This window comes from Roseobacter sp. SK209-2-6 (assembly GCF_000169455.1).
In the GTDB taxonomy this organism is placed as follows: Bacteria; Pseudomonadota; Alphaproteobacteria; order Rhodobacterales; family Rhodobacteraceae; genus Pseudophaeobacter.
In genome coordinates this window covers 394,652-415,190 of the sequence record NZ_AAYC01000002.1, presented here as the reverse complement: position 1 = coordinate 415,190, position 20,539 = coordinate 394,652, and the positions used below count along the sequence as shown (strand labels likewise).

Annotated in this window: 21 protein-coding genes and 1 tRNA gene; 8 read left to right on the top strand and 14 right to left on the bottom strand. The window is 55.1% G+C overall.

What is annotated here, in order from left to right; genetic code table 11:
- Positions 1 to 82: 82 nt before the first annotated feature.
- The 7 genes from lexA to RSK20926_RS05105 form a co-directional block, all read right to left on the bottom strand.
- The gene (gene lexA, locus RSK20926_RS05135; protein WP_008204864.1) at positions 83 to 805 is read right to left on the bottom strand and encodes a transcriptional repressor LexA; all 723 of its coding nucleotides are present in this window, start codon (positions 803 to 805) and stop codon (positions 83 to 85) included.
- Positions 806 to 965: 160 nt separating this feature from the next.
- Positions 966 to 2,138 carry a molybdopterin molybdotransferase MoeA gene (locus tag RSK20926_RS05130; RefSeq protein ID WP_008204862.1) on the bottom strand — a complete coding sequence of 391 codons (1,173 nt, stop codon included), beginning with the start codon at positions 2,136 to 2,138 and terminating at the stop codon, positions 966 to 968.
- Positions 2,139 to 2,609: a cyclic pyranopterin monophosphate synthase MoaC gene (moaC, locus tag RSK20926_RS05125; RefSeq protein ID WP_037253807.1), complete on the bottom strand. Its 471-nt coding sequence runs from the start codon at positions 2,607 to 2,609 to the stop codon at positions 2,139 to 2,141.
- Positions 2,609 to 3,421 (bottom strand): indole-3-glycerol phosphate synthase TrpC, encoded by an 813-nt coding sequence (trpC, locus tag RSK20926_RS05120; protein WP_008204859.1) that lies wholly within the window; start codon positions 3,419 to 3,421, stop codon positions 2,609 to 2,611. The genes moaC and trpC overlap by 1 nt, the downstream gene beginning before the upstream one ends.
- 14 nt (positions 3,422 to 3,435) lie before the next feature.
- Positions 3,436 to 4,086, bottom strand: coding sequence for a uracil-DNA glycosylase (locus RSK20926_RS05115; protein ID WP_008204857.1), 651 nt, complete (start codon positions 4,084 to 4,086; stop codon positions 3,436 to 3,438).
- Positions 4,086 to 5,108 carry an anthranilate phosphoribosyltransferase gene (gene trpD / locus RSK20926_RS05110; protein ID WP_008204856.1) on the bottom strand — a complete coding sequence of 341 codons (1,023 nt, stop codon included), beginning with the start codon at positions 5,106 to 5,108 and terminating at the stop codon, positions 4,086 to 4,088. Before trpD ends, RSK20926_RS05115 begins: the two co-directional genes overlap by 1 nt.
- On the bottom strand, positions 5,105 to 5,686 hold the full coding sequence (locus RSK20926_RS05105) for an anthranilate synthase component II (RefSeq protein WP_037253804.1): 582 nt from the start codon (positions 5,684 to 5,686) through the stop codon (positions 5,105 to 5,107). The genes trpD and RSK20926_RS05105 overlap by 4 nt, the downstream gene beginning before the upstream one ends.
- A gap of 227 nt (positions 5,687 to 5,913) precedes the next feature.
- Between RSK20926_RS05105 and RSK20926_RS05100 the strand changes: the two genes are divergently transcribed.
- Positions 5,914 to 7,557, top strand: a complete 1,644-nt coding sequence (locus RSK20926_RS05100) for a divergent polysaccharide deacetylase family protein (RefSeq protein ID WP_037253801.1) — start codon at positions 5,914 to 5,916, stop codon at positions 7,555 to 7,557.
- 89 nt (positions 7,558 to 7,646) lie between these two features.
- Here RSK20926_RS05100 and trpE read toward each other — a convergent pair whose 3' ends face one another.
- The 5 genes from trpE to fabI form a co-directional block, all read right to left on the bottom strand.
- Complete coding sequence (trpE, locus tag RSK20926_RS05095; RefSeq protein ID WP_008204850.1) at positions 7,647 to 9,158, bottom strand: anthranilate synthase component I; 1,512 nt, start codon at positions 9,156 to 9,158, stop codon at positions 7,647 to 7,649.
- 14 nt (positions 9,159 to 9,172) lie between these two features.
- A complete protein-coding gene (locus RSK20926_RS05090; protein WP_008204848.1) occupies positions 9,173 to 11,014 on the bottom strand; it encodes a peptidyl-prolyl cis-trans isomerase in 1,842 nt (613 codons plus the stop codon).
- A 283-nt stretch (positions 11,015 to 11,297) separates the two neighbouring features.
- Complete coding sequence (locus RSK20926_RS05085) at positions 11,298 to 12,482, bottom strand: aminotransferase (RefSeq protein ID WP_050773036.1); 1,185 nt, start codon at positions 12,480 to 12,482, stop codon at positions 11,298 to 11,300.
- 165 nt (positions 12,483 to 12,647) lie between these two features.
- Positions 12,648 to 13,166 (bottom strand): xanthine phosphoribosyltransferase, encoded by a 519-nt coding sequence (gene gpt / locus RSK20926_RS05080; protein ID WP_008204846.1) that lies wholly within the window; start codon positions 13,164 to 13,166, stop codon positions 12,648 to 12,650.
- 134 nt (positions 13,167 to 13,300) lie between these two features.
- Positions 13,301 to 14,104, bottom strand: a complete 804-nt coding sequence (fabI, locus tag RSK20926_RS05075; RefSeq protein WP_008204845.1) for an enoyl-ACP reductase FabI — start codon at positions 14,102 to 14,104, stop codon at positions 13,301 to 13,303.
- A gap of 149 nt (positions 14,105 to 14,253) precedes the next feature.
- Between fabI and pdxH the strand changes: the two genes are divergently transcribed.
- From pdxH to RSK20926_RS05055, 4 genes are all read left to right on the top strand, one after another.
- Positions 14,254 to 14,859, top strand: coding sequence for a pyridoxamine 5'-phosphate oxidase (gene pdxH, locus RSK20926_RS05070; protein ID WP_037253798.1), 606 nt, complete (start codon positions 14,254 to 14,256; stop codon positions 14,857 to 14,859).
- A 119-nt stretch (positions 14,860 to 14,978) separates the two neighbouring features.
- Positions 14,979 to 15,515 carry a cold-shock protein gene (locus RSK20926_RS05065; protein WP_008204842.1) on the top strand — a complete coding sequence of 179 codons (537 nt, stop codon included), beginning with the start codon at positions 14,979 to 14,981 and terminating at the stop codon, positions 15,513 to 15,515.
- Positions 15,515 to 16,015, top strand: coding sequence for a DUF192 domain-containing protein (locus RSK20926_RS05060; protein ID WP_008204841.1), 501 nt, complete (start codon positions 15,515 to 15,517; stop codon positions 16,013 to 16,015). The genes RSK20926_RS05065 and RSK20926_RS05060 overlap by 1 nt, the downstream gene beginning before the upstream one ends.
- A 44-nt stretch (positions 16,016 to 16,059) precedes the next feature.
- A tRNA-Pro gene (locus RSK20926_RS05055) sits at positions 16,060 to 16,136 on the top strand.
- 123 nt (positions 16,137 to 16,259) lie between these two features.
- Here the strand turns inward: RSK20926_RS05055 and RSK20926_RS05050 are convergent.
- Both RSK20926_RS05050 and RSK20926_RS05045 read right to left on the bottom strand, forming a co-directional pair.
- A complete protein-coding gene (locus RSK20926_RS05050; RefSeq protein WP_037253794.1) occupies positions 16,260 to 17,357 on the bottom strand; it encodes a DegT/DnrJ/EryC1/StrS aminotransferase family protein in 1,098 nt (365 codons plus the stop codon).
- A complete protein-coding gene (locus RSK20926_RS05045; RefSeq protein ID WP_008204838.1) occupies positions 17,354 to 17,767 on the bottom strand; it encodes a sugar 3,4-ketoisomerase in 414 nt (137 codons plus the stop codon). The genes RSK20926_RS05050 and RSK20926_RS05045 overlap by 4 nt, the downstream gene beginning before the upstream one ends.
- A gap of 219 nt (positions 17,768 to 17,986) precedes the next feature.
- Between RSK20926_RS05045 and RSK20926_RS05035 the strand changes: the two genes are divergently transcribed.
- The 3 genes from RSK20926_RS05035 (at position 17,987) to RSK20926_RS05025 (ending at position 20,539) form a co-directional block, all read left to right on the top strand.
- Positions 17,987 to 18,667: an acetyltransferase gene (locus RSK20926_RS05035; RefSeq protein ID WP_008204836.1), complete on the top strand. Its 681-nt coding sequence runs from the start codon at positions 17,987 to 17,989 to the stop codon at positions 18,665 to 18,667.
- Positions 18,668 to 18,740: 73 nt separating this feature from the next.
- Positions 18,741 to 19,601 carry a hypothetical protein gene (locus RSK20926_RS05030; RefSeq protein WP_008204835.1) on the top strand — a complete coding sequence of 287 codons (861 nt, stop codon included), beginning with the start codon at positions 18,741 to 18,743 and terminating at the stop codon, positions 19,599 to 19,601.
- Positions 19,598 to 20,539 carry a GNAT family N-acetyltransferase gene (locus tag RSK20926_RS05025; protein ID WP_008204834.1) on the top strand — a complete coding sequence of 314 codons (942 nt, stop codon included), beginning with the start codon at positions 19,598 to 19,600 and terminating at the stop codon, positions 20,537 to 20,539. The genes RSK20926_RS05030 and RSK20926_RS05025 overlap by 4 nt, the downstream gene beginning before the upstream one ends.

Genomic DNA, 20,539 nt, shown 5'->3' with positions numbered 1-20,539 from the left:
TGGAATCCCCGCCTCGTTCAATCTGCAGGAAAACTGGGGACCTGGTCGTTTCCAAAAGAGCCCAGTTGCAGAGTGCCCTTGCCTAGTAACTCCGGATCAGGCCAACCAGTCGACCTTGGATCTGAACTTGATCCTCGGGGTAGGTTCTTGTTTCATAGGCCGGGTTCTCAGCTTCGAGAGCGATGGCGCCATCGCGCCTGAAAATACGTTTGAGGGTGGCTTCTTCGTTCTGAACTAGCGCGACAACGATGTCGCCATCATCCGCGGTATCGGTTTCCCGAATAACAACGATGTCACCGTCATTGATGCCAGCGTCGATCATTGAATCACCACGAACTTCCAGCGCGTAGTGGTGCCCAGCGGAGGAGAGCATAGCCTGTGGAATTGCTATCTGATGAGAGACCTGGTTGATTGCTTCGATGGGAACACCAGCAGCAATGCGACCCATAACTGGTAGTTCAAGAACTGCAGGTGTTGATGCTGTAGTCACGGAGGCTGAGGGCGCGGCGGCAGGCGCTGAAGCGCGACCGCCATTCAGAACTTCGGGTTTGAAGCCATGGGACGTTGCAGAATCCGCTGATCCCCCCAGGCTTTCGGGCAGTCGCAGAATTTCAATGGCACGAGCCCGATGTGCCAAACGACGGATGAACCCACGTTCTTCCAGGGCGGTGATCAGGCGGTGAATTCCGGATTTTGATCGCAGATCCAGAGCGATTTTCATTTCATCAAAACTGGGCGGAACACCATCCGCCTTGAGGCGTCTATGAATGAACTCCAGCAAATCCAACTGCTTCTTGGTCAGCATAATTGCCCCTCCGCCTTGTTGCTTTTCGCTTTGTTCTACTCATGTTCCTGTTTTGTGTCAACGAGTCAACTGGAATGTTCTCGCTTTTGCGGTGGCTTGCTGTGTTTACGGTACGTTGCTGCTGACAGTCCTGCCCTGCGAAGGGATCTGGATCGGAATACTAAATCGGGACATAGGGTACCATCTCGCCAACCTCGCGCGCAGAATCATGCGGCGGACGAACCAAGAGCGCGTTGGATTGGGCAAGAACCGACAGGAGAGAGCTGTCTTGATTGTTGTGCGCAAAGATTTCGCCATTCTCAATCTTGGCACGCATATAGTGTTCTCTTGGTCCATTTTCGGCCAGGGGCTGGCTCAGCGGTGCCAAAGCCAAAGCGTCACTCTCGGTCTCTAGGCCGAGCATGCATTGGATCATCGGTATGAGGAAAATCTGCCCACAGACCATGGCAGAGACAGGATTTCCAGGGAGCCCGACCATGGCCATACCGTTCAAACGCCCAGCCATAAGGGGTTTGCCGGGACGCATGGCCACTTTGTAGAAGGCGCGTTCCATTCCCAATTCTGAGGCTACAGGTGCCACCAAGTCATGATCACCAACCGAGGCGCCACCAATTGTCACCACCAGGTCAGCACCTTGTGCGAGGGAGAAAGCGGTCCGCAGGGCGGGGGCATTGTCCTTCGCTATTGGCAGAATACGCGCCTTGGCACCTGCCGCTTCGAACATGGCTTTTAAGCCAAAGGTATTGGAAGCAATGATCTGATCCGGGCCGGGGGCGCCGCCCGGCATGACCAGTTCATCTCCGGTAGAAATCAGAGCAATCTCTGGCCGTCGGCGCACGGGAACTTTGGGAATGTTCATCGCAGCCAACAAAGCCACATCCGAAGAGGAAAGCGCACGTGGTGCGGTTACGGTTTGACCGTCCAGAAAATCACCACCACGAGGACGGATATTACTCGAAGTGCCAGGCGTTTCTGTGATGGTGATCAGGTTGTCCTTGCGGGTCACATCCTCTTGGATGACGACAAAATCGGCTCCTTCAGGCACAGGCGCGCCGGTGAAGATCCGGACAGCTTGCCCCGCACCGAGCTTGCCTTCAAAGGCATGGCCGGCAGCCGCTTCGCCGATCACTTGGAACATGGCGTGGCGTTCGACTTCCGCTGCCTTGACGGCGTAGCCGTCCATCGCTGAAGCAGAGAAGGGTGGTTGATCGCGTTTGGCTTTCAGGTCCAGTGCGAGGCATCGCCCGGCGGCCTCAGCCAGTGGAACTTCTTCAACCTCCAGGACCGAAACCAGCCGCAGAAGAGTTTCACGTGCTTCACTGACTGGGATCATTTACGCCTCGTACCTACCTGATTTTCCACCATCTTTAAGAGTGACGCGGATGCCGCCAATCTGCATAGCCTTGTCTACGGCCTTAGCCATATCATAAACGGTGAGTGCCGCAGTGGAGACCGCGGTCAGGGCTTCCATTTCGACACCGGTTTGCCCGGTAGTTTTGACTGTACCCTCGATGCGCACGCCAGGAAGATCCGGGTCCAATGTCAGCTCAACGGCGACTTTGGTTACGGGCAAAGGATGGCAGAGGGGAATAAGATCCGGCGTCTTTTTCGCACCCATGATCCCCGCCAAACGTGCGACACTCAGCACATCGCCCTTCTTCGCTTTACCTTGAGCGATGATATCATAGGTCTCTTGGGCCATCGTGATATGGCCCTCTGCAGTGGCGATACGGGAGGTCACAGCCTTGTCCGAGACATCCACCATATGCGCGTCGCCCTTGGTGTCAAAATGCGTGAGAGCCATCATTGCGCTCCTGGGGTTAGGGGATTGGCGAGCAGCTGCCGGGTGGCGCCTGCAACATCATCTTGACGCATGAGGGATTCACCAATGAGGAAGGTCCGTGCACCATAGCGGGCCATATCCGCCAGATCAGCGGGGCTAAACAATCCGCTTTCACAGACAATCATGCGACCAGCAGGCACCAAGCGGGAGAGTTCCCGGGTGGTGTCCAGAGTGGTTTCGAAGGTCTTGAGGTTGCGGTTGTTGATCCCCATTAGGGGCGATTTCAATGCGCAGGCCCGTTCCAACTCAGCTGCATCATGCACTTCCAGCAGCACATCCATGCCCCATTCAAAGGCAGAGGCCTCCAGTTCCGCGGCCTGAGCATCAGAGACGGAGGCCATGATGATCAAAATACAGTCTGCTCCAAGGGCGCGGGCTTCAGCCACCTGGTAAGTGTCATACATGAAATCCTTGCGCAATGCTGGCAAGGTGCAGGCTTCACGTGCTTCAACCAAGAATTCCTTGGCGCCTTGAAAGCTTGGCGTATCGGTCAAAACCGATAGACAGCTGGCGCCGCCCTGTTCATAGGCCTTGGCCAATGCGCCGGGGTGAAAATCTTCACGGATCAAGCCTTTGGAAGGGCTCGCCTTTTTGATTTCAGCGATCAGCCCATAGCCGTCGCGCGCCGCATTGGTCAGAGCCTCTGCAAAACCACGCACAGGGCTGGCTTCGCGGGCTTCGGCCTCGATTTCGGACAGGGGTTTGGCCCGTTTGTCGGCGGCCACTTCTTCGAGCTTATAGGCCTTGATCTTGTCCAGCACGTTTTCAGCCATATCAAAACCTCCGGCTATTTGGTCCAGTCGATTGCGGGCTCTCCCCTACTGGTGAGCCAATCGTTGATTTGTGAAAAGGGGCGCGACCCGAAGAAGCCACGCCTTGCAGACAGTGGCGAGGGATGCGCGGTTTTCAGGATCAGGTGATCGCCTGAATGAATGTTTTTTTCAAGCCTTTGCGCCTGTTTTCCCCAAAGAACATAGGCGGTGGCAAGCTGTGAACTGCGCGCAAGGATCTCTTCTGCCAGGAAATGCCAGCCTAGCTCTTTATGCGCGTTTGCCTCACCTGCAGGCACCGACAGGGATGTGTTCAGCAAGAGGACACCTTGCTTTGCCCAGCTGCGCAGATCACCCGACGCCGGGTAGTGGCCGATATCGGCCTCCATCTCTTTGAAAATATTGGAAAGAGATCGGGGCAGGGGAGTGACCTGGGGCTCAACTGAAAAAGCCAAACCATGGGCGTGACCTGGGGTTGGGTATGGGTCCTGTCCCAGGATCACGACGCGGGTGTCTTCTGGCTTGGTCATTTCCAGCGCCGCGAAGCGCTGATCGGTTGGCGGAAGGATGACACGGGTCTCTGCTGCCAGGATTGCCTCGATCTCCGGCCAGGTGTGTTGGAAGAAGGAAAGGTCCTGCCAAGCGGCAGGAATTTCACTATGGGTCATCAGGCTGCTGCCGTAGTGATCTTTGCCAGTGCTTCGAGTTTCGCCAGCGCTTTACCGCTATCAATACTTTCGCGGGCCATTTCAACGCCTTGTTTCAGATCCGCCGCTTTGTCGGCGACCAGAAGAGCAGAGGCTGCATTCAACAGGACCGCGTCTCGATAGGCTGATGTTTCACCTGCCAAAAGTGCGCGGAAGGCACTTGCGTTGTCCTCCGGGCTGCCGCCGACGATATCTTCAAAGGGGTGGGTTGGAAGGCCCGCCTCTTCCGGGTGGAGTTCAAAATCACGGATGGAGCCATCTTCTTCTAGTGAAGATACCCAGCTTATCCCGGTGATGGTAATCTCATCGGTGCCGTCAGACCCGTGCACCAGCCAGGCGCGCTCAGCGCCAAGTTGCCCCAGAGTTTCCGCCATTGGGCGGATCAGATCCTTGGTGAAGGCGCCGGTCAGCTGACGTTTTACGCCTGCGGGATTGGTCAATGGTCCCAGGATGTTGAAGATCGTTCTTGTCCCCAACTCTTGTCGCGTTGGCATCACATGGGCGGTTGCAGGGTGATGCATCGGCGCCATCATAAAGGCAATGCCACAGCTGGCGATCGCGCGTTCTACCACGTCGGGCGTGACCATGACGTTGATACCCATCTGGGACTGTACATCCGCTGTGCCGGAACGTGAGGACAGATTGCGGTTGCCATGTTTAGCCACAACCACACCCGCGCCCGCCGTGACAAAGGCGGTGGCTGTGGAAATGTTAAGCGTGTGCTTGCCGTCACCGCCAGTGCCGACGATATCCATCGCGCCAGCCGGAGCTTTTACAGGATTGCATTTGGCCCGCATGACAGAGGCCGCCGCGGCATATTCGTCAACCGTCTCACCACGGGTGCGCAGAGCCATCAACAACCCACCTATCTGACTAGGTGTCGCTTCTCCTTCAAAGAGCAGGGTAAAGGCCTGTTCCGCTTCACCGCGAGTCAGGGGGCCTTCCGCAGCGGCATTTATGAGCGGTTTGATCTGGTCACTCATGCGGCCACCTTCATGATGTCGAGGAAATTCTTCAGGAGCGCATGACCGTGTTCGGATGCAATCGATTCCGGATGGAACTGAACCCCATGGATGGGTAGTTCCTTATGTTGCAGGCCCATGATGGTGCCGTCTTCCAGCTCTGCGGTGATTTCCAGGCAATCAGGCAGGGTTTCGCGTTCTACGATCAATGAATGATACCGCGTGGCCTCAAACGGGCTGGGTAGACCTGCAAACAAGCCTTTGTCGCTATGGTGCATCATGCCCATTTTGCCATGAACAATCTCATGACAGCGGGTGACCTTGCCGCCAAAACTCTGGCCGATAGTCTGATGCCCCAGGCAAACCCCCAGCAAGGGCGTTGCGGTTTCGGCTGCGGCTTCTGTCAAAGCCAGGCAAATGCCGGCCTGATCCGGATCACAGGGGCCCGGGCTGAGCAGGATGCCCGAAGGCTTGAGGGCCATAGCCTCCTGGACGTTCAGGGCGTCATTTCGATGCACTTGCATCTCTGCACCCAGCTCGCCCAGATAATGCACGAGATTGTAGGTAAAGGAGTCGTAGTTGTCGATTAGCAGCAGCATCTTGGCAGGCTCTTTTAAGGGTGGCGGGCGAGGGCCGCGCCGCAGTATAGTGGTCGCGACATACATGCTCAGGCTTGTGCGGCAGCGTCAAGTGCGGCGGTCTTTTTGTTCGCCAAAAGCACGATAATCCGCGAGGCCTGTAGCAAGAAGGGCCATCTCGGCCAAGAGCTGGAAAACCAAGCGGCCTGCAATAAGGGTCGGACTAAGTATTGAGAGGCAAGACAGGAATGAGAGGGTTTCTCGGTGGTGTCAGTATTGGGGCATTAACATCGGTTGCAGTTGCGGCGATGTGGTCGCTGTCAGCCCCGCTTCCCAATGGCGTGGAGGTGGATAGTCACCTGCCAAAGCACGTAGGTGAAGCGACTGTAGGGACAGATGACACTCAGGAAAGCCCTGCAGTGGAAAGCCAGCGTCGCGATCCAGATCTCGCAGATGTCCCGCCGACGAGCCCTGATAGCAGTGGCGAAGGTGAGACTGGCGACAACCTTAGTCAGATCTTGGAAAGTGATACGGATCCTACTGACCGTCCAATTGTGGGCTCAGCCGGTGATATCGTCACCGGAGATACAACTGCAGTTGACGAAATCGCTGCACAGGCTTCAGAACAGGCCGCGCCCTCAGCCGTTCAGACCCCTGTTGAGAACCCATCGACGCCTAGCCTGGAAAACACGCCGGTTGTTTCCACCGAGAGTGCTGCCCTGCCTGTTGAGACAGTGCCGGAGGCGAAGCCGTCTGCTGGTGAAGTGGGCGCAGAGCGTGAGCAGGCACTGCTCCAAACGACTGATGAGGCTGAAGCCGAAGGAGTGAGCCGCAATGAGGCTGGCAGCGCTGCTGTTCCTGGTGCGCAACTCGTGACGACGACCGATGGGCCTGCGATTGGTCAAGCACCAGAAGAAACGGCCCTGCCTCAACTCTCTATCGGGGAGGCATCGCCACCTTCGCTGCCAAATGTTGCACTGGAAGGCGAAGAGGCAGCGGCGGGGCCTGAGGAAACAAGTGACGCGGATCTTGCAGTTGCGGGTGAAACCGAAGGTGCCGGAGAGGGGGACCCTAGCGCGGATCAACCAGCAACAGAGGAACCCATCGTCACCTCCCGGATCGGGACCAAGGTAGTCCCGCTTACGGAACGTGACGATGAAGGGCCAGCAAGCTCTATACTGGGCGGGGACCAAGCGGAGGAATTGCCCCCGTTTGAGGCAAACGCAGCGGAGTTCTCGCTGGAAGGGGACCGGCCCGTCATGTCGATCATCCTGATCGATGACGAAAACGGTTTTGGCGCTGAAGCCCTGGCAGAGTTCCCCTATCCACTTTCCTTTGCGATCGATCCGGCAGATCCGGCAGCACAGGAAAAGATGGAGCGTTGGCGCGCTGCTGGCTTTGAAGTTTTGATCTTGGCTGATTTGCCACAGGATGCAGCGCCCCAGGACGCAGAGACGTCATTTGCGGTCTGGCAAAATGCCTTACCCAAAGCCGTTGCTGTGCTGGAAGGGGTGAAAACCGGATTCCAGGGCAACCGAGCATTGGCCGATCAAATGTCACTGCTGTTGCAGGACACCGGTTACGGAATGGTCACCCAGAACAATGGCCTCAACACCGTGCAGAAACTCGCCTTGCGTGATGGTATGCCCGCCGGTGTTGTGTTTCGCGACTTTGACGGGGCGGGCCAGAATCCCCGTGCCATTCGCCGGTTTCTGGATCAGGCCGCCTTTCGCGCTCGCCAAGAAGGTGCCGTAATCATGTTGGGTCGTTTGCAGCCCGACACGGTTTCCGCGCTGTTGCTCTGGGGATTGCAGGATCGCGCAGCTCAGGTGAATTTGGCACCGGTTTCCGCAGGCCTAAAAGCTAAGATGAGCGGCGAACAGGGTCAGTAGATCGTGGCGGTGACGCGTAAAAACCAATAAACAAAAAAGGGGCTTTATCGTCAAAGCCCCTTTCTTATTGATTTTTCAGACAGTTATTTCTAGCGGTTGCCACTGCCGGTAAAGCGCGCAGCGTCTGCGGCGGCACGCCGGATGGCATTGGATTTGTGCACAGTTTCCATATACTCGGCTTCTGGGTCGCTGTCATAGACAACACCGCCACCGGCTTGAACATAGAGTGTTTGATCTTTGACAATCGCGGTACGTAGCGCGATGCACATATCCATGTCGCCACCCGCAGAGAAATAGCCGACACCGCCGCCATAGATCCCGCGTTTTTCTGGCTCTAGCTCATCAATGATCTCCATCGCGCGCACTTTGGGTGCTCCAGAGACCGTACCTGCAGGCATCCCTGCAAAAAAGGCATCCAGAGCATCTTTGCCCTCGTCCAGTTCACCGACGACATTGGAGACAATGTGCATCACATGGCTATAGCGCTCGATGATGAATTTTTCAGTGGGGTGGACCGTTCCGATTTTGGCAACGCGACCAGTGTCATTGCGCCCCAGGTCCAGTAGCATCAGATGCTCTGCCAGTTCCTTCTTATCCGCAAGCAGGCTTTCTTCGTTTGCCTTGTCTTCTTCCGGGGTTGCGCCCCGTGGGCGAGTGCCTGCGATGGGCCTAATGGTGACTTCATTGCCAAAGACACGTACCAGGATTTCGGGGCTGGCGCCGATGACCTGAAAGCCCCCAAAGTTGAAGTAGAACATAAAGGGAGACGGGTTGGTTCGGCGCAGTGAACGATAGAGCGCAAAGGGGGGCAGGGGGAATTCCTGCGTCCAACGCTGTGCGGGAACCACCTGAAAAATGTCGCCTGCCTCGATGTACTCTTTGGCCTTATCCACCGCGGCCATATAGCCGTCTTTGGTAAAGTTTGAGACTGGTGGTGCGATTTCGCGTGCGTCCCCAAGATCGCGGCTTTCGGATGGCATTGCTCGCTCTAGGTCGCGTACGGCATCCATGACCCGCTCAGCGGCTTGTGCATAGGCGGCGCGTGCATTCTGTCCATCGCTGGTCCAGGCTGGGGACACAACCGTGACCTCACCTTTGACGCCATCCAGAACCGCAATCACCGAAGGCCGCAGCATCAATGCATCAGGCAGCCCCATGGGGTCGGGGTTTACATTGGGCAGATGCTCCACATGGCGCACCATGTCATATCCAAGATAGCCAAAGAGCCCCGCTGCAGCCTGCGGCATGTCATCGGGAAGTTCGATTTTGCTTTCGGCAAGAAGCGCGCGCAGATTGTTCAGCGGGTTCCCATCCTGAGGGGTAAAGGCATCCGCATCAAAGCGCGCCTCCCGGTTCAACTCAGAGGTTTCCCCTCTGCAGCGCCAGACCAGATCCGGCTTCATGCCGATGATCGAGTAGCGACCACGGACCTCGCCGCCGGTCACCGACTCTAGCATGAAGGCATCTTTTTGTGCGCCTGTCAGCTTTAGCATCAGGGACACAGGGGTATCGAGGTCCGCCGCAAGTCGCGTATAGACAACCTGATTTTCGCCAGCCTCATAGGCCTTGGCGAATGCGTCGAAATCTGGGGTCAAAGCCATGAGTTTCCCTGACTTTACTGGAAGTTGGCCTGGACGGCGTTGAGGGCCTGCTGATCGAGACGCGGCGCAGCACGAAGCTGTGCATCCGAGACATAGGCCTGGAACAGAGCATTGGACAGAGCCTGATCCAGCTGAGCGGTGAAGGCCTCTCGCATCAGGGCCATTTCTTCGCCTTCTTCTGCCGGGAGGATCTCTGAAAGCGAAACTACAACAGTGCTGTCTTCGCCTGTGATGATTTTCACTTCGCCAGGTGTCATGGTGAAGATCTGGTTCATCATATCAGCCGGTGTTCTGTCGAGATAGGCGGTACGGGTCAGGCCTTCTTCGGTTGCAACCTCCAGATCGTCGGGGAATGCCCCAGCGTTCTTGGTTGCAGTCAGGATTTCGCCGGCGCGCGCGGTGATTGCCTTGGCCTGGCGATCTGCATCCCAGGCCGCCAGAACTTTTTCTTTTGCGGCGTCAAAGGGTTCGGGACGTTCAGGCAGGACCTCGTCAAGGCGCAGAGCAAAAATGCTGCCATCGCCCAGGAATTCTACGGCTGGGAAATCTTCGAGAGTTACCGCATCAGCTGCGGTCCGGAACCCTTCATATGCAGCGATGCCATCGCCGGGGATGCCAGTCCAGCCGAGGGTGGCAACTTCCATATCCGCTTCGTCTTTCAACTCTTCCAGGGTGGCGCCACCGGCCAGAATGTCGTCGATGCTTTCGGCCTGTTGTTCGATCACGCGGCGTGCGCGATCTGCAGCCAGTTCCTGACGCAGCTCGGCCTCTGCTGCTTCAAAGCTGGTGATCCGGGCATCAAGCTGACCATTGATGCGGAAAATTGCTGGGCCCAGATCCGAAGGCAAAGGGCTGGAAACAGAGCCAACCGCAGCCGCAAACACGCCTTCAGCCGCGGCACCCAGATCTTCCTTGGTGACATCGCCCATATCGATATCCTGAAGGTCCAGCCCACGATTACCTACCAGTTCTTCAAAGGTGACGGTGCCGGCTTGCAGATCCGCAGTGGCGCGGTCCGCTGCAGCCTGATCAGAGAAAACAAGCCGTTCCACCAGTCGACGTTCAGGAACTTGATACTGATCTTTGCGCTCCTCATAGAGAGCTTTCAGGGCTTCAGCGTCCACCTCTATACCGTCCAGAATCATATCCGGGCTCAGACGTGCATAGGTGATCTGCTTGGTTTCCGGCAGTCTAAAGGCCTCTGGGTTTGCTTCATAAAAGGATTTGAGTTCAGCATCATCTGGAACGATCTGAATGAGAGAGAACTGCGCTGGCTCCAGCAGTACATAGGAGAAGCTGCGGCGGGCACCGATGTATTTTGTCAGGGTGTCAGCCAGTGTGGAGGGCATTTCAGCATTGGAGATGATTGCCCCCTGAACCAAAGTACGCGCAGCTTCCTTACGAAGGTCTGCTTCGAACTCGGCCTCTGTCAAATTGGCGTTTTGCAAAGCAAAGCGATAGGCTTCGCGGTCAAAATTGCCGCTTGGGCCCTGGAAGCTTGGGATCTGGGTTAGCTCATCCAGGAGGTTCTCATCCCCGATCGAGATACCCAGTGAGTTTACCTCATTGTCCAGTGCTGCAAGGGAAATCAGGCGACCAAGTACAGCGCGATCCAGGCCAAAGGCAGTCATCTGGGCCAGGGTTACCACTTGACCAGTTTGCTGTTGCAGGCTGCGCTGTTCACGCTGCAATTCGCGGAAATACTCCTCTACAGAAACTTCTTCGTCGCCAACTAGAGCAACAGAGCTGACAGAGCCGGAAAAGTTCACTGCGCCAAATCCAGCGAGGCCGACAATCAGCATCCCCATCAGAATCCAAACAAAGGTCTTGGAAAGTTGTTTCATGCCTGCGGCCATGATGCCCTCTTTACTGTCAGTCGCCAGAATGTTTCGTGCCGGTTGAGTTTGCACGCTCTCAGGCGGAAATGATTTTCGCCACATCAATACGATGCCGCCGAAAGGGGGGCAAGCTTCTGCTTGTGCCGAAGTCAGGATTCACCGCCTCAAATACGGCATTGCTCAGCCGAAACCAGATGACGAAGCTGCTTTGGCTGTGAAAACAGAGGTGCTAGGTGAAGAACCGCCTTCGAACAGTTTCTCTACGAGGTCTGGCCCCTGATGGATTGGGGAAAGGGAGAGGCTATTTGTAGGATTTGGAAAAGGCAGCGAGCCGGTTGAACAGCTCTGCGATGCCGACAGGATCTACATTTGCAAAGGCGATCCTGAACTGACGGTGCCCATCGGGATGATCTGCAGGCATAAACATGGTTCCTGGAAGCATCAAAACCGAGGCCTGACTGACCAGATCTTTGGCAATGCTGTCTGACGAGCTGTCAAATGGATGCTCCACATAGGCAAAATAGGCGCCACATTCCAAAAGCTTCCAACCGTATTCCTCCAACTGGGGGAAGCCTTCTTGGATTGCCTGTTTCCGTGCAAGGATTTCAGTCCGCTCACCCGCAAGCCAATCCTGAAGATTTTCGATCCCCCAAAGCGCCCCAATCTGACCCAATTGCGACGGGCAGATGGTAACTGTATCCAAAAACTTCTCTATTTCGAACAATCGTGAAGTTGAGCAGGCGAGAGCTCCTATGCGATGCCCGGTTAAGCGGTAGGCTTTGGAAAAGGAATAGAGGTGGATCAGCCACTGATCCCAGTCAGGATCCTGAAACAGGTTATGGGGTGGTGTCGTGCGACTATCGAAGTCCCGATAGGTTTCATCCAGAATGAGCGTCAGCCCATGCGCTTTGCACAGTTCAGCAAAACCCTCCAGTAGCTCCGCCGGATACTCCGCACCTGTCGGATTGTTTGGAGAGACGAGCGCAATTGCTTTGGTGCGACCGGTGATCAAGGCGGCGGCCGCGTCGATGGAGGGGTACATCCGGTCATCGACCTCAAGCGGAACGGTCTTTACCCCGGACAGGTCAAGCCACATTTTGTGGTTAAAATACCAAGGGACCGGCAGGATAACCTCATCCCCTTCGCTGCAAAGGGAAGCAATCGCGGCCGCAAAGGCCTGGTTGCAGCCAGAGGTGATGCCAATCTGTTCTTGTCTGATTTGGGCACTGTAATGCTGTGTCATCTGCTCAGCCATCGCCCGCCGCAGATTATCACGCCCCAGAACTGCACCATAGAGGTGGGCCTCGGTCTCATTCAGTGCCGCATCCGCCATGGCCTGACGAAGGGGGAGTGGTGGGGGATCAGCGGGGGCCGCCTGGCTAAGGTTCAAAAGCGGGCGGTCTTTGGGGAAGGTCAGGCCCTCAATCCAGCTGCGTGATGCGACGATAGGAGAAGAGAACGTTGCAGTGGTTCTAGATCTGGGCATCGCGCATCCTGCTTAGTTTGGGCTATCTTGCCATTTGAATCGAACTATTGGTAGGGCCACTAACTATCTAAATCAATTGGGCATTTATTTTAACAGGAGCCGGACAAACAAAAAAGCGCGCCTCGGGAGGCACGCCAATTTTCATGTACACGAGTGGAGCTCTTCTTAGTCGGTGCCGCGATAGGGTTCGACATATTGAAGAGCCATATCCCAGGGGAAGAAGATCCAGGTGTCCTGGCTGACACCGGTGATGAAAGTGTCGACCATCGGCTCTCCGGCCGGTTTGGCATAGACTGTGGCAAAATGCGCCTTTGGATACATCTCGCGCACCAGTTCCAGGGTTTTGCCGCTGTCCACCAGGTCGTCAATGATCAGAATGCCTTCACCGTCGCCCATCAGTTTGGCGTCAGGGCCTTTCAGCACCTGCGCTTCGCGCTGCTGATCCTGTTTGCCGCCGCCGGCATAGTAGGATTTTACACTGATGGTATCGACAGTACGAATATCGAGTTCGCGGCTGACGATCATCGCCGGGGCCATACCACCGCGGGTGATTGCCACTACCGCTTTCCAGGCGCCATCATCAGGCCCTTTTCCGTCCAGGCGCCAGGCAAGAGCGCGGCTGTCACGGTGGATTTGGTCCCAGCTGATGTGGAAACCTTTTTCATGGGGCAGACGGTCGGTCATCTTTTGGCTCCAGGCTAAGTGACACAAAAGGGCGCACCCTCGCAGTCACTATCTCTCTTTTCGAATGTGGTCCTTCGTTTAAAGGACCAGGTCGTCCGCCCGCAGTCAGATATGAGGCAGACGGACTGAAGGTGTTACTTTGTGATATCAGGCGCGTCGACCGCTTTCATGCCAACCACGTGATAACCCGCATCCACATGCAGGTTCTCGCCGGTTACGCCAGACCCAAGGTCGGAGAGCAGATAGAGCGCTGATTTACCGACATCTTCGGTGGTCACATTACGGCGCAGCGGTGAATTGTATTCGTTCCACTTCATGATGTAGCGGAAATCACCAATGCCACTGGCTGCGAGAGTTTTGATCGGCCCAGCGGAAATTGCATTCACCCGGATGCCATCCTTGCCCAGATCTTCCGCCAGATATTTGACTGAAGCCTCCAGAGCGGCTTTGGCTACACCCATCACATTATAATGTGGCATGACCTGTTCGGCACCGTAATAGGTGAGGGTCAGCATGGAGCCGCCTTCTCCCATCATTTTCTCTGCACGCTTTGCAACGGCAGTGAAGGAGTAGACCGAAATATCCATGGTCATCTGAAAGTTGGAACGGCTGGTGTCGACATAGCGACCGCGCAGCTCGTTTTTATCCGAGAACCCGATCGCATGTACGATAAAGTCGAGCTTGCCCCATTTCTCTTCCAGCGCTGCAAAGACATCGTCAATGGAGCTTTCATCGGAGACGTCGCAGGGCAGGACGATGTCACTGCCCAACTGCGCAGCAAGAGGGGCCACGCGTTTTTTAAGGGCTTCGCCCTGATATGAGAAGGCCAACTCGGCGCCCGCGTCGGCGCAGGCCTTGGCGATGCCCCAGGCAATCGATTTGTCATTGGCCAAGCCCATGATCAGACCGCGTTTGCCGGCCATCAGTTGATTTGACATTCAGGTTCTCCGCCTGTGATCCTCGAAATATGCGGTGTTTAAACTGGCAGGGCGCAGTCTTCAAGGGGAGAGAGCGATAGCAAGGGATGGGTCTTGCTGTTCCTCTTTTCGCTGCATAGTGTTCGCGCAAGTGCTGGCAGGAGATGAATATGAGCGAGCGGTCCGGAATTTTTGCAGGCGAAGATCCGCTGATGATAGCGCGTGACTGGTTGAAAGAGGCGGAGGCAAATGAGGTCAATGATCCCAACGCCATTGCTCTATCCACTGTAGATGCCAGCGGATTACCCAATGCGCGGATGGTTCTGCTGAAAGAGATCGATGCGCACGGATTTGTATTTTATACAAACTACGGCAGCGCCAAGGCCCAGGAATTGGACCACGCCGGCAAGGCTGCATTTGTCATGCATTGGAAATCTCTTCGTCGCCAATTGCGGGTGCGCGGCATCATTGAACGTGAAGAAGGAGAGCAGGCGGATGAGTATTATGCCTCGCGCTCTCTGAAAAGCAGGCTGGGGGCCTGGGCATCGAACCAGTCGCAACCACTGGAAAGTCGCGCTGCCCTTATGGCTGAGGTGGCCAAAATCACTGCAACCAAAGGGCCAAACCCTAAACGGCCACCTTTCTGGGGGGGGTACAGGATCTTGCCAAGTGAGATCGAATTTTGGGCAGATGGAGCCTTTCGACTTCATGACCGATTTGTCTGGCGACGTGAGGGTCTTGATTCACCTTGGGGTGTAATGCGACTAAATCCTTAAACTCCTAAGGTCAAAAATAGCACATTCCTAACAAATGGGACGGTTTTTCTCTTGAACTCGGAGTGCAGAATCGCGCATCACGTTATTGAAAATTCGAAAAGTCGCGGTGGATAAAATAAGTGGCAGAAGACCTGAGCAGCTTGCAACAAATCCAAGGCCTGGTGAAATGGTTTGACCCTGCAAAGGGGTACGGTTTTGTTGTCTCCGATAGCGGAGGGCCCGATATTTTGTTGCATGTCAACGTCCTGCGGAATTTTGGACAGAGTTCCGTTGCGGATGGTACCCGTATCGAAGTGGTGACCCATAACACTGATCGCGGTGTTCAAGCGGTCGAGATTCTCTCGATTCTCCCGCCTGAGCGCGATGAGACGCCAGTACTGAGCGATTTTGCCGAACTCGACCCTGCCGAGATTCAATCTCACCCCCTGCAACCTGCGCGGGTCAAGTGGTTCAACAAGGGTAAGGGTTTTGGGTTTGCCAATGTCTTTGGCCGGGACGCAGATGTTTTCCTGCATGTTGAAGTTTTGCGCCAATCAGGTCTGGCGGATCTGCAGCCGGGTGAAGCCCTGGCGATGAGGGTCATCGACGGGAAGAGAGGGCAAATGGCCGCTGAGGTCCAGGCCTGGGAAGCCGCGCTCTACGAGGGCGACGATTAATGAATTGGACAGCGTGGTCAAAGAAATCCCTGACCGCGCTGGTTTCATTGACAATCTGTAGCACTCTTTCTCTCGCAGGTGAGGCCAGCGCAGAGGAATGCAAGGCGCAACGGGTTGACCTGCGCGGCGATTGGGGCCGTGTCAGCTTTACCATCGAAATTGCAGATGATGAGAAAGAGCGCAGCCTGGGGCTGATGCACCGCGAGCACTTGCCGCGCGGGCGTGGTATGCTCTTTGTTTTTCCCAAACCCCAGTCCGCGACCTTCTGGATGAAGAACACTCTGATTCCTTTGGACATGATTTTTGTGGACCAACAAGGGGTCGTGGTTTCCGTTCATGAAAATGCTGTACCAGGTGATCTTACACCGATTCATGGTGGTGATTCCATCTACTCAGTGCTCGAAATTAACGGTGGTCTCGCCGCCCGTTATGGCATTTCGCCAGGTTCTCAGATCCGCCATGAAATTTTTTCAAAACATTCGCCAATTTGGCCCTGTTAGGGGTTTTCAAATCAGTTCAGTGAGGTTAGGAACGGCGCACGGTCCGGGGCGTGGCGCAGTCTGGTAGCGCACCTGTTTTGGGTACAGGGGGTCGTGAGTTCGAATCTCGCCGCCCCGACCATTACCTTCCTTTAGGAAGGCATAAAAAAGGGTTTTGCTCTTCTGAGCAAAACCCTTTTTTGTTTGTATCGAACAGCTTAGCGGAAAATGCCAGGATCTGATGACCTGCCACTGACCAATAGACCTAGACCGACGACTGCACCGCTTTGATCACTTTTTCGACTTGGTCCTCTTGTAGGTGGGGGCCGATTGGCAGGCTTAAAACCTCCGAAGCGAGCTGGTTTGCGATTGGGAGACTATCGCGAGCAATCCCAAGCCCTGCATAGGCAGTCTGCTGGTGCGGGGGGATTGGGTAGTGAACCAAAGTTTGTACTCCTTTCTCGCTCAGCCTGGCTGAAAGCCCGTCGCGATCTTTGTGACGGATCACAAAAAGATGCCAGGACGATTCTGCGCCAGGCAGGTTTTCCGGAAGGGTGATGTCCAGATCCTGAAAGGACTCGAGATAGTATTCAGCGATGCGCTTCCGTCTTGCGTTCCAATTGTTGAGAAACGCGAGTTTCTCGGCGAGGAAGGCGGCCTGAACGGGATCCAGGCGACTGTTTAGCCCTGCATAGTCATTCTTGTACTTTTCACGGGAACCGTAGTTGCGCAGCATGCCAATCCGCTCTGCGAGGGCTGCGTCATTGGTGGTGATGCCACCGCCGTCCCCAAGTGCACCAAGGTTTTTCCCGGGGTAAAAGCTCCAGCAAATCAGATCCCCGTGACCGCCAATCTTTTCCTCCTCAAAGCGGGCGCCATGGGCCTGGGCGGCATCTTCAATGACATAAAGTCCAAGTTCCTTGGACGTTTCGACAATCTGTTTGATTTGAACGGGTTGTCCGTAAAGGTGGACGGGAATAACCGCCTTTGCGTTTGGGGTCACTGCCGTGCGAATACCCTCAGCTGTGATGTTGTGGGTGGCAGGGTCCGGTTCTACTGGGATCGGGGTCGCACCACATTGACTTACAGCCAACCAGGTCGCGACATAGGTGTTGGACGGGACTAGAACCTCATCCCCGGGGCCGATCTCGAGAGCCATGAGTGAAAGGCGCAAGGCATCTAAGCCATTTGCCACGCCAATCGCATGATTTGCGCCACAAAACTCTGCAAAGGCATGCTCGAATCCTTCAACCTCTGGGCCCAAGATGTACCAACCGGATCGCAGCGCCCGCAGCATCGCGGGTTCCGCCTGGGCAGCAAGTTCATCATAGGCGGCTTTTAGATCCAGAAATGGGACCATCAGCCCAGCGCCTTTTCAGCGGTTAGGAATTCGTCATAATCCCGGATGTAGTCGCTCTCTTCATAAGGAGAAGAGGCAAGGACCATACAGACTGCGCCAGAGGAGAAGTTGTCCAGATAGCGCCACATCATCGGGCAGATATAGATGCCCATGTAAGAGCGATTGAGATGAAAGCGTTTCTTGTTAGAACCATCATCCAGAACAACATCAAAGCTGCCTGACATGGCGATCATAAACTGATGAAGTCCCTTGTGCGCATGGGCGCCGCGGTCGGAACCGCCGGGAACATCATAAAGATAATAGACCCGTTTGATATCAAAAGGGATATGGTTCATGCCTTCAATAAAGGTGAGGTTGCCGCGAGCATCCTCAATTTTGGGCAGGTCGATGAACTGGCAATCTGAAAGGGGCAATGCCGGTCTCCGTTATTCATGTGGCAGGATCAAGCCTGACAGAACCAGAGATCTATCGCCGGGTCATAGGTTTGTCCCTTGGCGAAGTTGTCTAGCATATTGTAGGTTCCGATCAATCGAATTCGGGTATGGGTCCTAAGGGTGGCGGGCAGCTGCCGGATTTGCCTGAGACATCTCATCCAAATTGGATGAAACACGAGAAAGAGCAGGGTTTCCGCCATGACAAAAACGAAAAAGCTGTTGCTGATCGGCGCTGGGGAATTCGCGGATATCGCTTATGAATACTTCACGCATGACAGTGATTATGAAGTTGTGGGCTTTGCGGTTGAGCAAGAATTCCTGCAGGAAGAGGAAAAGTTTGGCCTGCCGGTTGTTTCCCTAGAAGAGGCAGAGGCAACCTTTGCACCAGATGAAATTGAAGCCCATGTCGCGGTGACATCAACAAAACTGAACCAGGTCCGTGAAAAGCTGGTCGCTCTGGCAAAGGGGAAGGGGTTCCGGCTTGCAAATTTTGTCAGCCCACATGCTTTTGTCTGGCGCACGGCCAAGCTGGGAGAGAATGTTTTTATTTTTGAAAACAACGTAGTGCAGCATGGTGTCAGCATCGGTGATGGGGTGGTCCTCTGGAGCGGGAACCACGTTGGTCATCAAACCAAAATAGGTGATTTTGCCTTTATCTCCAGTCACGTGGTCATTTCCGGCTATTGCGACATCGGCCGAAGGTCCTTTGTTGGCGTCAATGCCAGTTTTGCGGACAATGTAACTGTTGGGGCTGACAGTTTTGTGGCCCTGGGGGCGGTTGTGAATAAGAACTACCCAGATCCGGGCCAAATTCTGTCTGGCCACTATGCCGAGCCGTCCAAGGTCTCAGCCTATCGCTATTTCAAGGTAAAGGCCTAAGACCATGGCTTGGAAAAAACTAGGACGGGTCTACTGCCCTGATGGTACAACGACTTGGGCGCGACATAGTTTTATGACCCCTGTACCCTTTCAGATCAGCGATGACGTAATTCGCATCTATGGAGGGATGCGAGATGATTCCGGGATCAGCCGCATTGGCTGGGTCGATGTTTGCAGGTCAGATCCGCTACAGGTGCTTGGCACCAGCTCAACACCGGTATTGGATCTGGGCGAACCAGGCATGTTTGATGACAATGGGGTTATCCTGGGGGATGTTATTCGGCATTCCGAGGGTGAAATCCGCATGTACTATGTGGGCTTCCAGCTGGTACAAAAAGCAAAATTCCTTGCCTTTACCGGCCTTGCAATCAGCCGGGATGGTGGCAACAGCTTTGTGCGCGCGCTAGTGACACCAGTCCTGGACCGCGCACCTCAGGCGCTCTTTATCAATGCCCTGCACAGCATTGCAAAGGTGGAAGGCGGATACCGAGCCTGGATTTCCTGTGGTCAGCGTTGGCAAGACATAGGCGATAAAACCTTCCCGCAATATAATTGTTGGACATTGTTCAGCAAAGACGGGGTGCATTTTGATATGGAAACCGCAACTCCAACCTTGGATGTAGAGGGCGAGGAGTACAGAATTGGCCGCCCGCGTGCGAACCAACTGAGTGATGGGTCCTTTGAGATGCGCGTCACATCCGACACCTTGTCAAAGCAATACGCCTGTTACCGTGCAACTTCACCTGACGGGATAGATTGGCTCAGAACCAAAGAGGAAGAGCTGCCCCGTGGTGCTGTTGGGGATTGGGATGGTGAAATGACCTGTTATCCTGCCCGTATCGATACGAAACAGGGAGAGAGCTATCTCTTCTACAATGGCAACAACATGGGGGAAACCGGGGTTGGAGTTGCGGTGCTGGAGGCCGCTGCATGAGCCTGGAAATCCTCCGCTATTCTCCCGAACAGGCCGAGAATTGGGATCAATTCGTCAAAACATCCAAGAACGGGACCTTCCTCTTTCAGCGGGCCTTTATGGATTATCATGCAGACCGTTTTGAGGATCATTCCCTTATGGTTTGGGTCGGTGGCAAGCTTCTGGCGCTTTTACCGGCAAACCGCCGTGACAGGCAGCTCCATAGCCACGGCGGGCTGACCTACGGTGGCTTTGTGACCGGTAGCCGCATGGGGGCGTCACGGATGCTTGAGCTCTTTGAGGCCTTGATGGGTTATCTCAAAAACGAGGGCTTTGACACGCTGATCTATAAGCCCGTTCCACATATCTACCACAGCCAACTGGCCGAAGAAGACCTCTACGCTTTATCCCGTTTTGGGGCGCAGTGTCAGCGTACCGATCTTTCCTCTGCGATATTCCTGCCGGACAGGTTCCCTTTCGGCAGCGGCAAAAAAGATGGGCTGCGCAAAGCCCGGAAAGCTGGCATTCAGATTCTGGAAAGCCAAGATTGGGCGGAATGCTGGAACCTTTTGACTGCGGTACTTGATCGCCGTCACGGGGTTGCCCCAGTGCATAGCCTTGATGAGATCGGGCGCCTTGCAGAGGCTTTTCCACAAAACATCAAGCTGTTTGGAGCCTTTGAAGGCGCACAGATGGTCTCCGCTCTGGTGATTTTTGATTGTGGACCCTGTGTGCACGTGCAGTACATTGCATCTTCAGACCAAGGGCGCGCGGTGGGCGGCGTAGATGCGATCGTGAAACACCTGGTCGAGACGGTCTATTCTGATCGCATGTGGTTTGATTTTGGGATCTCGACCACGGATCAGGGCCGCAGTCTCAATGAAGGATTGGTCCAGCAAAAAGAAATGTTTGGCGCGCGTTCGACGCTTTACCAGCAATTCCACCTGGAGATCCGCTGA